We start from the raw sequence: 14,852 nt of genomic DNA, 5'->3' as shown, positions 1-14,852 counted from the left end.
AACTCTCGCGCCGCTATTGACTATATAAAGGTATCACTTCCTGCAATCTCGGGCTTGTTCAACACTTGGGATAAGGACGCGGCTGCGCGCGGCCTATCCTTATTCGTTATATTTATATTTATATTTATATTTCTACGAGGCTATTAGAAATTTCATTTATTCGTAAAATTCCTAATAATTTCAGCATCACTTTTTTCTCGATCACTCTTTGGTGAGTAGCAAAAACTAACTGTATTATCATCTTTGAACTTTTCGTATAGCTTAGGTTTCAGTAGCCTAGATTTATTATCATTGAATATTGATCTTGTCCCATTATCCGAGTTTCTACGAACTCCGTAACAATATATTTTATTTGGGTCTTCACTATCGCTTTCAGAAAGTGATTTATTCATAGCCTTTTTAAAAAGATTACTCTTTGATAAATCTACTTTATCAGGAATAAATTGAGCAAAGTGTTCATTAAACTGTCGTAAAATACTCCCAAGATTTTCTGTCCACTCGATACCAAAATACTCTCTCAATTTTCGAGCATTAGCGAAAAGTTCTCGGGCATTGGCCTCAACAATTAAGTTGTCATCAATATCATGTGCCTTTAAGAATTCAACTTTCAAAAGAGCATAAGGATTTACCTTAACTTCATGATCTTGGTATAGCTTAACTAGGACTACATAATCTACATTTTTGTAGTTAAAAGAAAATGCTTCTATTATCCATCCTTTAACTTCCATATCTGATTTAAGTAGTCTGAAATTCTCAAATATATTCATACCTAGCCTTTGCTCAAGTGTTTGTTATAAGTAGTAAAACCTAGAAAAAAAGATAAAGTACAGCTTGATGATGTGACGCATGAGTGATTAGCTTCACATTCTTGAATTTGAGGTATGTTGACGCCAAATAAATATAACATTTTAATATACGGCTTGCGCGTTTTGCCAAGCCATGTTGAGAAAGCGTGCACAGTAAAAAGCCTGAAAAAAATCATTAATAACAGCTTATTAAACCTTTACGCTTAAGATTGTATCCAATACACCTAGGGAGAAAAGTGAGTCGCACACTTTGCTTTCCGGTTATCTGAACTTTTCATGAACGCACACTTACATCTTACTGAATTTACGCCTATTTCTCTTTTCACTCAATAGCAAACCGTGAACTGATTACGCAAAATTTAGAGATTAACCGCACAAAACCGATACGACTGTATAAAAGTACAAACATTGGTTAACTAAAAGGTTCTCGCTAGGCGGAACCCATACTTTTCCGACTGATGAGAAAAAGTATTGCAAAGAGGTCAGTGCTGCATAGGGCCAATTACTGGAGATAACACGTAATGGGGCATAAATACTTTAGCTGCTGACTAAAGTGGTTCCGATTGCCTGCGGCAGGCGTATTGAAGACGCAACTGACGTGCGCAGCAAGTTCGTCCCAGAATGCTCTACGATGGCGTCCATGCCATCGAAGGCCTACACTGGTTTCGAAAAGCGCAAACTACCAGCATTTGAGTTATCAGCCTTCAAAAAAGAAATAGCAATCTCTCAGTAAACATCATGGCTTAAATACATTAACCAAACGTGCAGAATCTAATCTCCCCCGTTGGAAGTTTCGCTTCTCAGAAATTTCGCCGGGGCGCTGAGGGATTGTCAAGGGGCGCAAGCGCTTTGGCCCTTGGCTCAGGTGTGGGCGAAGCGCCACGACGTTGACGTTGATTCTGATTTGAAAAAGTAATAACTGATAATGTAGGCAGTATGGCTAGTCTTTATCTGGGGTCATGGCTTCTTTGATTTCATCACTGCCAAAGCCTTTGCGCGACAAATAGGCATAGGCTTTAGATTTGTCTTTATAGTCCGATAAGTCATAGCGCTTTTTAGCGAGCTCTTTTTTACAGCTTTGATAGAAATCGACATCTTCTGCTAGTGTTAATTGGTACAGGATATCTTCAAAATCGCTTAGATCGATTAGGCGCTGTTTTAGCTCTTGTCGGATGAGTGTTTCGCCTTTGCCTTTATTAAACAGTTTTATGATCTCAGTGCTTAAGTCGACTTTGTCTGCCTTTACGGCCAATTTGCTGCGCAGTGTTTCTCGTTCGGGGTGTTGTGCTAAGGCGTGATCGATTTCTGCTCGTGAGAAGCCTCTCGTGGTCATCTGTGAATAGACCTTCTCTTTGTTGGTGCCATAAAAGTTATCAAACCTGCTGAGTAACCGAGAGGTGGCCATGGCATAGGAATCGACTTGCTGTTCGTCCATCACCTGTTCTATTGCTGTTTCAATCTCGGTAACGGCTATGCCGCGCAGTTGTAACTTACGTTTTATCGCGCCTTTACCAATTTCATTGCTAAAGGCCAGTTCGCAATAGCGTACTGCAAAGTCATAGTCATTTTTTAAATAGCCGCCCTCTATTAACCTGGCGAGTACGGTATCTACCCACTCTTGGTTCTCGGTTTTACGCTCTAGCTTGGTGCGGATTTCATTAATGGTGAAATCTTGTTGTCCAAGGTGCCAATAAGCACTATTAAAAACGTTATCGATGGTTTTGGCTTGACGTAGAGGAGGGCGCTGCATAACAAATTGATCTTATGTTGAAATAACCAAAAGCAGTGTAGCAGAACATTGCGTTTTTGAGTACGCGCTATAAGTATGAGGACGACCGTGATGCTTCTTTTATTGACGATTAAAATGCAATCGCTGAATATAAGAAACAACAAAGCCCCGCTATGGGGGCTTAGAAAAGGATCTGCTTAGGCACAGAATACTCTGCAGCGGCCAAATAACCGTGCTGAACAGTCTCTACACTGGTTTTCTAACTTGATAACCCATAGAGCTAACAATCTGGCACATATAGATGTCGATATGTTTAAAGAACATATGCCAACCTTGGCACAGGTAGTTGTGACCCATCTCACCATCATAAGAACGTACAAAGCGGTTCTTTGGGCACTCGCCAAAACAGGCAAACTTGTAATCACAGTTTTGGCATTGCTTGGTTAGGGTGCGGCTTTTAGCAAAGCCAAATTCTTGCTGCTTAGCCGAAAATGCCATTTGCTCGAGTGGTTTTTGATGAATATTGCCAATTTTGTATTCAGGATATACGTAGTGATCACAAGCAAATACATCGCCATTAGGCTCCATTGCTAAGCCTTTACCACATAATGAACCTAGGGTGCATAGAGGGTTGGTTCTGCCCATCCAAGTTTCAACACAAGCTTCGAAATATTGAATGTTCACTTTGCCAATATCGTGCTTAATCCATTCATCAAATACGCCACACAAAAATTTACCCCAATCTTCACTCGATACTGACCAAGCGGTCACGACCGAATCTGGCTCTCCTGGTTGTGCTTGCTTGCTACCAAGGACTGGCATGTCCTCTTTCTTCCAATGATGTGGCGCTGTTTCTCTAAATGTTTCGGGTTCCGCAATTGGAATAAACTGGATCTGCGGAGAACGAACTTCATCACGCAAGAAGCGATAGATATCTAACGGACTCTTGCTAGTGAGATTATTGATACAGGTAAGTGTCGCAAAATTGACTTTATGTTTATGCAGCAGGGCAATACCCGCCATCACTTGTTTAAAGGTACCGCGGCCTGCGCGGTTTTTGCGGTAGGCGTTGTGGTACATCTCTGGGCCATCGATGCTTAATCCGACAAGAAACTTATGTTTCGCTAAAAAGTAGCACCATGGGTCAGTCAATAACGTACCGTTGGTTTGCAGATCATTAGAGATGATCACATTTTTAGGCGCATATTTAGTTTGTAGCCGCACGACCTCTTTAAAGTAATCAAGCCCTAGCATGGTCGGTTCACCGCCTTGCCAAGTAAAGATTATCTCCGGCGTATTTTGTTGTTCGATATACTGCTTAATATAGGACTCAAGCTCATCAAAGGGCATTTGTGGGCTGCAACCCTTCTTATAGTCAAGTAGGTCCTGTTTACTTAAGTAGTAGCAGTAGGTGCAGTCTATGTTACAAGCAGCGCCAATAGGCTTGCTCATCACATGAAATCGTTTGCTTGCTTTACCATTGTGTAAATTGACTTTGATAGGTTGCATTATTGAGTCCTTGAAGCGATTAAGCGGGTCGTTATTTAACATCTGTGATTATAAAGTGAAACTAACGATACACCTGTGAAATTTGGCGCAAAGACGGCAAAACAGGTGTTTTTACCAGCTTACGATTAAATTGCCTTTTGGGTTTAAGCCATAAAAAAAGCCAGCTAATTGCTGGCTTAGTCATTTAAACTTGGAGACCGTTAGAACTGCTGGTTGTATTCCAAACGGAAATCGCCGTCACTGAAGTTATTCTGAGTTGTGTTGTACCAAAGACGGAAGTTTTGCTTTGGTGTCATCTGCCAGCTCAAGACAAATTCGTGGGTAAGACCATCGCTACCACGTAGGTTGTCGGTATACAGCTGGTCGCCGAAAATTGCCTGGGTATAAACTGGGTTATAGTTGGCCCAAATTGTATCCGTGATTTGGAACTTGTTGTAAAGCGTGAAACTGGCAAAAGCAAAGTCTGAATGCAAACCGGTTGATTCGCCATCGGCAGCGCCCATTGAACCGTCATTGTACTGTACACCCGCAGCAATAATCGGGAATGCTTGCCAAAATCCGACTTTTGGCAAGGCTTGGATCATACCTATAGAGGCGGTACCTGAGTTGGTGTCGAAATTATGGATAACATCCATTGAAATACCGCGGCCATTAGTCATATCAACATCGAACTTGCGAAAACGAAGTTCTGAAATGCCATCATTAGCCATTTCTGGATTCATCGCGCTTGAACCGTCATCTTTAGTGTGTTTCCCAAGCATGCTTTTAACTTCAAATAGCACCATCGACATATCGGTAGCTGACCCCGTGTCGAGTGTTTTACCAATCTTAAAGTTAACGCCGTTGGTGCCGTAAGAGCCACCGACTTGAGTATAAACGGCAAGAGGATCAGACATATCTTGCACCTCTTTCTCTTCAGCGTAAGCGCTGTTTAAGAAAGGAATGGTTAGAAAAGCGAGTAGTGCAGTTTGTAATTTCAAAGTATTCACCCTTGGTTAACTCTTTTTAATCTATGGGTGAATTCTACAAAGAGAAAGAGAACTGAAATACTCGCAAATGTCCCAGTTTTTCTTAGATTGATAGCTATTGACGTTGCTAATTACTGTTGAAAACGAGCCTTAAGTTGTTTAACGGCATCTGCTGGTGCGCGAGTAGATAGCTCCTGCAAACATTGCTTCGCTTGTGGAGTGTTATTACTGAGCATCAATTCGCATAACGCATACAGATATTGGGGATTGCCGCTAACCTGATAGGCTTTATCGAAGGCTGCAGCGGCTTTTGAGACTGAAGTCGGCGTTATTGCAATGGCGTATACATACCAGAATCGGCCGTTATTGGGTTCAAGCTCTGTGGCATTGATGAGATACCCCATGGCTTTTGCCGTTTCTTTAGCCCGCAGTAGTGCTAGCGCCATACTGAACTGGATTGCGCCTGCAGTGGGTTGCGCTTTAATACCTTGCTCAAGGGTTTTCATTGCGAGAGTATCTTGACCTTCAGCGCGATAGAGATCGGCAAGGTTTATATAGGCCGCGGCATAGTTTGCTTGCACCGCAATAGCCGCTTTATATTCCACTACAGCTTGCTCGACTTTGCCTTGATTGGCATAAAGGTGAGCGAGGTTAGTACGGGCAAAACCGCGATCGCCATTGAACTTTAAGATCTCTCTATATTCAGCCAGAGGCTGAGATAATGCTTGTTGCTGGTTGGGAGTAAGCTCAGACCAAAACCCCGCTAAAGCCCCAGCAGCTTGGCTTCGCACCATCAACACTTCATCGGTTAATAGTGGGGCTAACATGCGCCATCTATCTGCAATCGGGTAGGGCGTACTGCCCTGAATCGTTGCAAATCTTAGTAGAGGGTCGTCATGTCGCGTGGCTCTTGCAATGGCCACCACTCCGTTTCTACCTGGGTATTGTTGTAATCGCTCAATCGCTGCCGCGCGAATAATGGCCGCTTGCTGATGGTCTTGTGCGATATAGGAAAGCTGATCTCCCGCTACTGGAATGCCCGCTCTGGCACCGGCAAAAGCACTGCTAAAGTGCTTAGCATCATAGGTGTTTAGGCCGGGATACCAGTTGGCTGTTTTATCGACGGCCCACGCTATGTCTTTATCTTGATGGCATTGATTACAAGCATTGGGCGTGCCTATGCGTTGTGAGTTTGCCGGTTTTGGAATACTAAAACTATGATCTCGACGTTTATCGATCTGCATATAGGTGGTTTGCGGCATATGGCAATTAACACATTGGGCGCCACTGCTATTAGTTTGATGTTTATGATGCTCAGTCGTATCGAACTTAGCAGGGCTGTGGCACTGGCTGCACAACGCATTACCCGGTAACACTATTTTTGTTGAGTGTGGATTATGACAATGACTGCAAACGACACCACTCTTATGCATTTTTGACTGTAGAAAAGAGCCGTAAACATAATCTTCATCAAAGACCTGACCATCGTCATAATAGAGATCTTGGCCAATGAGGTTTAACTGGTAGCGATCACCAAAATCACTGTTAACTAAGGGGTTGCTATCACTTATTTGCAGGCGACGACTGTGGCACTGAGCGCAAGTCTGTAACTGGTCGCTATGCTGTTGAGTCGATGGCTTTGCGGTGTGACTAACATTACTATTAGAAGCAGTATTGCCAGTATCACTATCACTAGCGCTGCTTTGCTGCCATGTCCAACTTGTGACTGGTTTTGTTAACACTCTATCAAAGCCAATGGCTTGCGCTGCTTTATCACCGGTGTTACTTGCCCAGGTTAGATGCTCACTTGCCGCGCCATGGCAGGCTTCGCAGCCGACATTGATTTCGGAAAAAGTCGTGTTGAAGCTGTCTTTTTCAAAATCATAATTTTTTTTAACATTGGTTGAGTGGCAGTCTGCACACATGAAGTTCCAGTTCTGACCCACATTCTGCCAAAAAAAGTCATCATGTTTAGCGCTATTGTCAGGATATAGGTGGAACCAATTTTGGCCGCCATCTGCTTTTGGGCGATTATCCCAGGCAAAAGGGATAAGTTGCACTCGTCCGTCTGCAAACTCAACCATATATTGCTGCAATGGTTCGATACCAAAGGTATAACTGACCTTAAAGTCGTTGAACTGCCCACTGAGATCTTCGATAGTGACCCAGTATTCATCACCTTTTGTAAAAAAACGGTTCTGTTTACCTTGATAGCTAAATTGGGTATTAAAGTTTGCCACAACAGAGTCTTTATCGGCGTGTTTCATCGCCATGTCATGATCTGAACCGGTCCAATCTTTAAAAGCTTGCTGATGACACTGCTGACATTCAAATGAGCCGACAAATTCAGCCGCAAATGAGTGCTGAGTAGCGAATATGCCTATCAAGGCAAATATTAGCAATGCGCTGTGTTGAAACCAGCCGAGTGTTAGCGTCTTTTTTGGCAAGCTTTTGATAGTAAGTTCCTTTTGGTATCAATTAAACAGTTTAACTTTATCGTTAAACAAGCCCATGAGAAAGGGCATATTGAATAAGCTCAGCACTGGTTTTTGCATCGATGAGCTTCATAATGGAGTACTTGTGAAATTCGACGGTACGTGGCGAAATAAACAGTTCATCAGCTACTTGTTTAGCTGATTTCCCCTGTACTAAAAGACGCAGCACACTTAATTGTCTAGCGGATAAACTCGGTGAACTGTCTGTTACTTGCACTGATTTTGACAGATACTGCTTACCTGCTAATACGTTATTGACCGCATCGATTAGATCGTCAGTGGCTTCATGTTTGAGTACATAACCCAGAGCTCCCGCAGCAATTGCGCCCTCAGCATATTCTTGTTCGTCATGCATGGTTAAGCAGATCACTCTAAGATTTTTTTTGATCCGCTTAAGTGCTGCAACCGCAGCTATTCCTGTCATCCCCGGCATACTAATGTCAGTTATTACTAAATCTGGGTCATGCTTTTTAACCAGCTCGATTAACTCTTCACCATTTTTAGCGATGGCCAACACTTGGTGGTCGGGTTTTAGTAAACCAGCTATCCCTTGCGCGACGATTAAGTGATCATCTGCGATAATAATTCTACTCATAGTGTTCCTCTATTGCTGGAATGGAAATGTTGACCACAAAGCCACCTTCATCAGGGCTTAAAAATTGAGCTTGACCGTTTAACAACTGCGCTCGTTCGCGGATGCTCACCAGTCCAATACTGCCTTTATTGCGTTCGAGTAATTGTTTACAGCCTATGCCGTCATCAACAATTTGTAGCCTTAGGCAGTTGTTGTCAATTTCAAGTGAAATGAATACCGCTGAGGCTTGTGAGTGTTTGATGACATTATTTAGCGACTCTTGCAAAATTCGATACAGATTTAACGACACCTCTTTTTTAAGTTCAGGTATTACACCGAACAAGGTTTGTAGCTCTAAACTCTTTATTTCTGTGATGCGCCTTGCTTCAGATCTCAGCGCGGCAATCAGGCCTAAATCTTCCAGCATGGCAGGGTGTAAGGAGCGTGACAGCGCTTGCATGTCTTTGGCTATCTGCTGAATATTACTGTGCAAGTCTTTGGCTTCGGGTTTGATGCTTTCTCTTACGATACTAAAGACATTATTGGCTTTAATCGTTAGTAGCGCGAGGCGTTGTGAGAAGTTATCGTGCAATTCTCTTGATAATAAACGTCGTTCGCTTTCCTGATTTTCCATCAAATGACGGGATAGAGATTCGAGCTCTTTGTTTTTTGTTTGCAGTGCTAACCAAAAATGATAACGCTCGTAGGATGCGGCTAACACCTGCCCGAGTGTTTTTATTCGCTCAAGTAACACCAGATCCCAACCATCATGGTCTTTATAGCGACTGCATGCAATTGCTCCCCACACGTGTTCTCGCACTTTAATGGGGATAACAACGTGGGCGATAATACCGCCCATATTTGCCATCGCGACTTCATTTTCAGTAAAAACATCTTCTATCGGACCAGAATGAACAATCATTTCGCCAGCGGAGATCTTATCCAAATACGGGCTTTTCAGACCTGCACCAATCATGGTGGTGGGTAAATAGCCAGGGGCTGCAACCGAATATGCACCTTCGTGGGTTTGCTCTTTGGTGATCCTTATCAACGACATTCGCTGCACGTTTGCAAAGGATAGATACTCGGTTAAGCCAGTACAGATAACTTCAGGAATATTTGCTGTGTCTTCTTCTAATAAGCGATTAGAAATATCAGCAAAAAAATGCTCTGAAATTGATATTTGTTCTGTGTCCATAGAGTCCAGCCCTGTAATTCATCTTTATTGAATATTGCTACAGCTAATAAATAACGCTAATTAGTCGATTAAGCCACTAAAACATAACATAAACTTTTAAAACTCGAATAATTACTAGTCAACGGCTTGTTGCTTTCTTTTATTTCAGAGATAAATCGGAGTGGGTGTAGGGCGAACAATCTCACTCCAGGTTGCTGTAGAAGCTTGAAATAGTCCTCATTTTACAATAAAAGAGGCTTCATTGGTCGCCAAACAAGTAAAACTCCGAGGTTTTTTTACCGCACTTTCGGCGTTTAATGACGCCATCGATTCGAATATCGCTGTTTTTGAACGTGAGTCATTAATCTAGAACGTATGATAACAGTGATAAAGAGATCTCATAAAGGGGAATGATATGTCCAAGATTTTATCCAAAATTGCTATTGGTGTTGGCTTAATAGCAACTGCATCATCGGCGATGGCAGCCACAGATCCAGAACGTCCAAATATCTTAGTTATTTGGGGTGACGATATTGGTTACTTCAACATTAGCGCATACAATCAAGGCATGATGGGTTATCAAACTCCTAACCTTGACCGTATTGCTAACGAAGGTGCCTTGTTCACTGACCATTATGCTCAGCAAAGTTGTACTGCTGGACGTGCATCATTTATCACCGGTGAGCATCCTTTCCGTACTGGGCTATTGACTATTGGTATGCCTGGATCAGATAGCGGTATTCCTGATTGGGCGCCGACGATTGCTGATCTATTAAAAGACAAGGGCTATACCACTGGTCAATTTGGTAAAAACCACTTGGGTGACCAAGATAAGCATCTGCCTACAGCCCATGGCTTTGATGAATTCTTCGGTAACCTTTATCACCTCAATGCTGAAGAAGAGCCAGAAACATACTACTACCCGAAAGATCCTGAATTCAAAAAGAAGTATGGTCCACGTGGTGTGATCCACTCTTACGCTGATGGTCGTATCGAAGATACTGGTCCAATGACGCGTAAGCGTATGGAAACAGCAGATGAAGAGTTTGTTGGTGCATCAATTAAATTCATGACTAAGGCTGTTAAAGCTGAAAAGCCATTCTTTGCTTGGGTTAATGCGTCTAGAATGCACGTACATACTCGTTTGCAGGAAAAATATGACGGCATAACTGGTATCGGTTTATATCCTGATGGCATGGTAGAGCATGACGACCATGTTGGATTATTGCTTGATACGTTAGATGAGTTGAAAATTGCTGATAACACCATCGTTGTTTATTCTACCGATAACGGCGCTGAAAAATTCACCTGGCCTGATGGTGGCACCTCACCCTTCCACGGTGAGAAAGGCACCACGTTTGAGGGCGGTATGCGTGTACCACAACTCGTTCGTTGGCCTGGTGTGATTGAGCCTGGTACTAAGATCAATGCCATGATGTCTCACGAAGATTGGATGCCTACGTTGCTTGCCGCTACTGGTGATGACACTTTAGTTGAAGACCTTAAGCAAGGTAAAAACTTCAATGGTAAAGATTGGCGTGTACACTTAGACGGTAGCAACTTCCTACCTTTCTTTAAGGGTGATGTTGAAACAGGTCCACGCACCAGTAAGATGTATTTTAGTGCCAATGGTGAGCTAAACGCCGTGCGTTGGAATGACTGGAAAGCCTCTTTCGCTATGATGGACGGTGACATGCAGTCAGCAGTACGTAACGTCCCAGCATGGGCATCACTGACTAACCTACGTGCCGATCCATTTGAGATCGCAGCGAAAGAATCTGGCATGTATGTACGTTGGATGATTGATAACATGTGGTTGTTTGTTCCAATGTCTCAAGAAGTCGGTAAGTTCCTTGGCACAATCGAAGATTACCCATTCCAGCCGGGTGCAGGCTTTAGTGCAGCAGGTATTAACTATAATACTTTGAAAATGCAAAAAGTATTAAAAGCGATTGAAGCACAGCAAAACTAAATCTGTATGGCTCATTGAGTCAGAAAAATACGACTAACCATTTTAGTCTATTAAAACGCCCCTAGGTATGAGTATCTAGGGGCGTTTTTCCTGCTGCAAACTAGTAGTTCTGCGAGGGGTTATGGTTAACCTTCAGGCGTACAATTTAAACTATATTTTACCCTTTGGAGTCGTTATGCGCCTAAGCTTACTTTCTGTCACCACCTTACTCTCTCTAACATTGATTCAGGGTTGTGCATCATCAATTGATAAAAACATCAATATTGAGTTAAAACAGCAAGTCATGTCAGAAATGGTGTGGGTTGAAGGTGGGGAATTTACGATGGGCAGTGCTTGTGGCACTGGCACCATTAGCGAATGCCCGGCGCGGTTAGTGACCGTAGATGGCTTCTATATCGGTCAATATGAAGTGACTCAAGGGTTATTTGATTCTGTATTAAGGGGTTCTAATCCCTATTTTCCCGGGCCTAAAATGCCAATGAATAACTTAAGCTGGCAGCAAGCAAAGTACTTTATTAGCCAGTTAAATCTGCAAACTGGATTGCAGTTTAGACTGCCAACTGAAGCCGAGTGGGAGTACGCAGCCAAAGGTGGAATAAAGAGTAAAGGCTACCGTTATAGTGGCTCGAACGATATTGATGCTGTGGGTTGGTACGTGGCTAATTCAGCGAATAAAGCCCACCAAGTCGGATTGAAGCAAGCAAATGAGCTAGGGCTCTATGACATGACAGGTAATGTCGGTGAGATGGTAGAGGATGCATTTGATGTTGATTACTACCGTTATGGCCCGAGCCATAATCCAGTTAATGCTATAGCGTCGACTCACCACCTAGCCTATAAATCAGTGCGAGGAGGCAGTCTGGCCTATGACACCGACGAGTCTGCAAATTACTCTAGAGATTCAGCAAGTCAAAGTGCGATTATGCCCGATATTGGTCTGCGCTTAGTGCTTACTGTGGATTGAATGATAACTCTAGTTAATTCAATTACTAACACCGCCTAATGGCGGTGTTTGCATTTTTGATAAGTCGCGTAAAACTTTCGGCGTTAAGGCGTAAAACTAGGAGATTTCCGAGTCTTCTTTAATAACGTTAACGGCGATAATAACCCCATCATATTTATTTAACAACTTCTGAGATTGATGAATGAAATTCCTACTTAAACCATTAGTGGTTAGCATGGCATTAGTATCTATGCCGAGTTTTTCTGCCGGTACCGTATTAAGCGAACTCGGCAGTTTAAATGCCAGTACTGCTGGCGCAGGTAGCGCCGCAATTTCAGAAGGTGCTGAGAGTGCTTTTTCAAATCCAGCAGCAATGAGCTTGGTTGAGAAGTCAACATTAACAGGCAGCCTGCAGGCGTTTAACTTGAACCTTGAATATCAAGATCTAGGCTCTACAGGTTACTTTGGTGGGACTGACAGCAACCTAGATGGGGGCAATGCCGGCAGCACGTTGCCGTTAGGCTCTGTTTACTGGGTCAATCCATTAAGCGATAAGTGGGCCTTTGGTTTAGCCATGGCGTCACAAGGGGGATCGTCAGTTGATTATGGTGATGACTGGCGCGGTGCTAGCCTAATTAACTCAGTCGACTTGGTGACAGTTCAGGTTAATGCATCGGTATCTTACCAGCTCAACGAACAATGGGCAGTGGGTGTTGGTCTAGTGTCTGAATATGCATCGATACTGCAAACACAGCAATTTACCTCGAACATTAGCTCTGAATATGAAGCCGGCTCAATTGAGTTTGGGGTAAACCTGGGTCTGCATTACACCATTAATGAAGATAACATGCTTGGTTTAACCATACGTTCTGGACTTGATCATACCTTAGAAGGTGATTTCAACTTAGATCGTAATGGCGACGTCGATACTTACGACGCAAGTTTAGGCTTAATTGCCCCAGCCATTATTAAGCTAAGTGGTTACCACGCACTTAACCAAGAGTTTGCCCTATTGTGGTCACTCGATTGGCAAGACTGGAGCAAAAACCAATCAAGCATTCTGATTTTTGATGAAACTGGCCGTCAGGTCAATGTGGATCGAAACTGGCAAGATACTTATAGCGTATCACTTGGTATGCATTACCAAGTCGCGCCTAAGTGGCGTTTAGAGTTTGGTGTCGGTTATGAGTCATCGCCATTATCAGATTCTGCCGATAATGCACTTAATCAATACCCAGATTTGCCGGTAGATGAAATTTTTAGAGTCGGCTCAGGCGTGACTTACCAAGCAACAGAAGATTTTTCAGTGAATTTCTTTATTGAATATATCGATTTAGGCTCACCACAAATCGAATATGATGGTGCAGCAAATGGCTTTCTTGTTGGCCAATACGACAACGATGCCGCTATTGCCGGGATCTCGATGAATTGGCAGTTCTAAGGGATAAATGACTTAAATAAGCCATGGGCGAAGTAATTATTATATTGTTACGTCGCTCATTTCAATTTGGGTATAAACGCACATAGCGGTACACAACACTATGATCGCAATTTAAAAACCTTTAAAGTTCTATATACCTATCTTCAAGTAGGATGGGTATAAAAGCTTAGTCCATTTACGACTAAGCTTTTTGTCGTTACAGTTTATTTAGCGTGCTTTTAGACATTATAAATGATTCTGTAATACTGATGAATAGAGCGAAAGAGGCAAAACACTTGAGCGATAGAGGCAAATGAGTATGCGAATAGAAGATCTAAAGTTATTTACGATTGTAGTTAAGCTTGGCAGTTTTACTGCTGCGGCCAATGCGTTAGATCTGCCCCGAGCCAACGTCAGTCGTCGCATTGGCGAACTAGAGCGTGCACTCAACGCCCAGCTTTTTTTCAGAACAACTCGCCAGCTTAGATTGACTCAACATGGTGAGGCATATTATCACGAGTTATTAACGGTGCTTGATGGGTTTGAACAAGCCAAAAATAAGTTACTCGACATCGATGATAAACCCGTTGGAAAAGTCAAAGTGGGCTTTTTACCTGAAAGTGATGAGGCGCTGCAGCCCGCATTGGCGAAGTTTCAACAACTCTACCCTGACATTGAACTGGATCTGCGCATCACCAACAACTATGTCACCGATATCTATTCTCAGGCACTCGATTTTGTTATTCATGCGGGCAAGGTGCAAGACTCAGGGTTCATTGCAAGGCGAATACTCAGTCTCGGCCGGAGTATTTTTGCAAGCCCAGAATACTTAAAAAAACATGGTGAACCGAAAACGTTAGCAGATCTTTCGCAGCACCAAGCCATTTGTTATCGCTGGCCTGACGGCACTTTAGACGATAAATGGGATCTAACCACTGAGGTTGTAAAAGTGAATAGTCGCTTTAGCTGCAATCATATGGGCTTTGTACGCCGAGCCATTGTTGGTGGCCAAGGCATAGGCTTTATGCCGCCGCTATTCGCTTTAGCGGCGATTGAAAGCAAGCAATTAGTACGGATTTTACCCGAATACGAATCTAAGAAAGAAGATGTTTGGTTGATCTACCCCGATAGAAAGGGCATAAGTTTACCAACACTGTCACGAATTTCATTACAAACCAGCCCTTTCTGGGATCTCTTGTAATAAAAAATCAATCAATAGCCGTGTTGGTAAACTTATGCCCTTTCTATCGGGGTAGATC

The 14,852-nt window shown here is 43.0% G+C and carries 11 protein-coding genes; 4 read left to right on the top strand and 7 right to left on the bottom strand.

Annotated elements, in window-relative coordinates:
• Positions 1–152: 152 nt before the first annotated feature.
• The 7 genes from L2755_RS20735 to L2755_RS20705 form a co-directional block, all read right to left on the bottom strand.
• The gene (locus tag L2755_RS20735; protein ID WP_248982565.1) at positions 153–767 is read right to left on the bottom strand and encodes a DUF6037 family protein; all 615 of its coding nucleotides are present in this window, start codon (positions 765–767) and stop codon (positions 153–155) included.
• 979 nt (positions 768–1,746) lie between these two features.
• Complete coding sequence (locus tag L2755_RS20730) at positions 1,747–2,556, bottom strand: RecX family transcriptional regulator (protein WP_248982564.1); 810 nt, start codon at positions 2,554–2,556, stop codon at positions 1,747–1,749.
• A gap of 225 nt (positions 2,557–2,781) precedes the next feature.
• Positions 2,782–4,044, bottom strand: a complete 1,263-nt coding sequence (locus L2755_RS20725) for an anaerobic sulfatase maturase (RefSeq protein ID WP_248982563.1) — start codon at positions 4,042–4,044, stop codon at positions 2,782–2,784.
• Between the two features lie 200 nt (positions 4,045–4,244).
• Positions 4,245–5,024 carry a hypothetical protein gene (locus L2755_RS20720; protein ID WP_248982562.1) on the bottom strand — a complete coding sequence of 260 codons (780 nt, stop codon included), beginning with the start codon at positions 5,022–5,024 and terminating at the stop codon, positions 4,245–4,247.
• A 119-nt stretch (positions 5,025–5,143) separates the two neighbouring features.
• Positions 5,144–7,459, bottom strand: a complete 2,316-nt coding sequence (locus tag L2755_RS20715) for a multiheme c-type cytochrome (RefSeq protein WP_248982561.1) — start codon at positions 7,457–7,459, stop codon at positions 5,144–5,146.
• Between the two features lie 52 nt (positions 7,460–7,511).
• Positions 7,512–8,102 (bottom strand): response regulator transcription factor, encoded by a 591-nt coding sequence (locus L2755_RS20710; RefSeq protein WP_248982560.1) that lies wholly within the window; start codon positions 8,100–8,102, stop codon positions 7,512–7,514.
• Positions 8,095–9,279, bottom strand: coding sequence for a GAF domain-containing sensor histidine kinase (locus L2755_RS20705; RefSeq protein ID WP_248982559.1), 1,185 nt, complete (start codon positions 9,277–9,279; stop codon positions 8,095–8,097). The genes L2755_RS20710 and L2755_RS20705 overlap by 8 nt, the downstream gene beginning before the upstream one ends.
• A gap of 394 nt (positions 9,280–9,673) precedes the next feature.
• On the opposite strand from L2755_RS20705, the gene L2755_RS20700 reads away from it, so the two are divergent.
• The 4 genes from L2755_RS20700 (at position 9,674) to L2755_RS20685 (ending at position 14,794) form a co-directional block, all read left to right on the top strand.
• The gene (locus tag L2755_RS20700; protein WP_248982558.1) at positions 9,674–11,230 is read left to right on the top strand and encodes an arylsulfatase; all 1,557 of its coding nucleotides are present in this window, start codon (positions 9,674–9,676) and stop codon (positions 11,228–11,230) included.
• Between the two features lie 175 nt (positions 11,231–11,405).
• The gene (locus L2755_RS20695) at positions 11,406–12,194 is read left to right on the top strand and encodes a formylglycine-generating enzyme family protein (protein WP_248982557.1); all 789 of its coding nucleotides are present in this window, start codon (positions 11,406–11,408) and stop codon (positions 12,192–12,194) included.
• 181 nt (positions 12,195–12,375) lie between these two features.
• On the top strand, positions 12,376–13,614 hold the full coding sequence (locus L2755_RS20690) for an OmpP1/FadL family transporter (RefSeq protein ID WP_248982556.1): 1,239 nt from the start codon (positions 12,376–12,378) through the stop codon (positions 13,612–13,614).
• Between the two features lie 292 nt (positions 13,615–13,906).
• The gene (locus L2755_RS20685) at positions 13,907–14,794 is read left to right on the top strand and encodes a LysR family transcriptional regulator (RefSeq protein WP_248982555.1); all 888 of its coding nucleotides are present in this window, start codon (positions 13,907–13,909) and stop codon (positions 14,792–14,794) included.
• Positions 14,795–14,852 lie beyond the last annotated feature (58 nt).

The organism is Shewanella abyssi (assembly GCF_023284025.1).
GTDB classification, from domain to species: Bacteria; Pseudomonadota; Gammaproteobacteria; order Enterobacterales; family Shewanellaceae; genus Shewanella; species Shewanella abyssi.
Note: the sequence above shows the minus strand (reverse complement) of the source record. Positions and strands in the feature narration are given on the sequence as shown.

What these genes read in the sequence shown, in the direction of transcription:
- L2755_RS20695 (WP_248982557.1), top strand. Translation starts at nt 11,406, where the DNA reads ATGCGCCTAAGCTTACTTTCTGTCACCACCTTACTCTCTCTAACATTG.
- L2755_RS20685 (WP_248982555.1), top strand. Translation starts at nt 13,907, where the DNA reads ATGAGTATGCGAATAGAAGATCTAAAGTTATTTACGATTGTAGTTAAG.
- L2755_RS20700 (WP_248982558.1), top strand. Translation starts at nt 9,674, where the DNA reads ATGTCCAAGATTTTATCCAAAATTGCTATTGGTGTTGGCTTAATAGCA.
- L2755_RS20710 (WP_248982560.1), bottom strand. Translation starts at nt 8,102, where the DNA reads ATGAGTAGAATTATTATCGCAGATGATCACTTAATCGTCGCGCAAGGG.
- L2755_RS20725 (WP_248982563.1), bottom strand. Translation starts at nt 4,044, where the DNA reads ATGCAACCTATCAAAGTCAATTTACACAATGGTAAAGCAAGCAAACGA.
- L2755_RS20705 (WP_248982559.1), bottom strand. Translation starts at nt 9,279, where the DNA reads ATGGACACAGAACAAATATCAATTTCAGAGCATTTTTTTGCTGATATT.
- L2755_RS20735 (WP_248982565.1), bottom strand. Translation starts at nt 767, where the DNA reads ATGAATATATTTGAGAATTTCAGACTACTTAAATCAGATATGGAAGTT.
- L2755_RS20730 (WP_248982564.1), bottom strand. Translation starts at nt 2,556, where the DNA reads ATGCAGCGCCCTCCTCTACGTCAAGCCAAAACCATCGATAACGTTTTT.
- L2755_RS20690 (WP_248982556.1), top strand. Translation starts at nt 12,376, where the DNA reads ATGAAATTCCTACTTAAACCATTAGTGGTTAGCATGGCATTAGTATCT.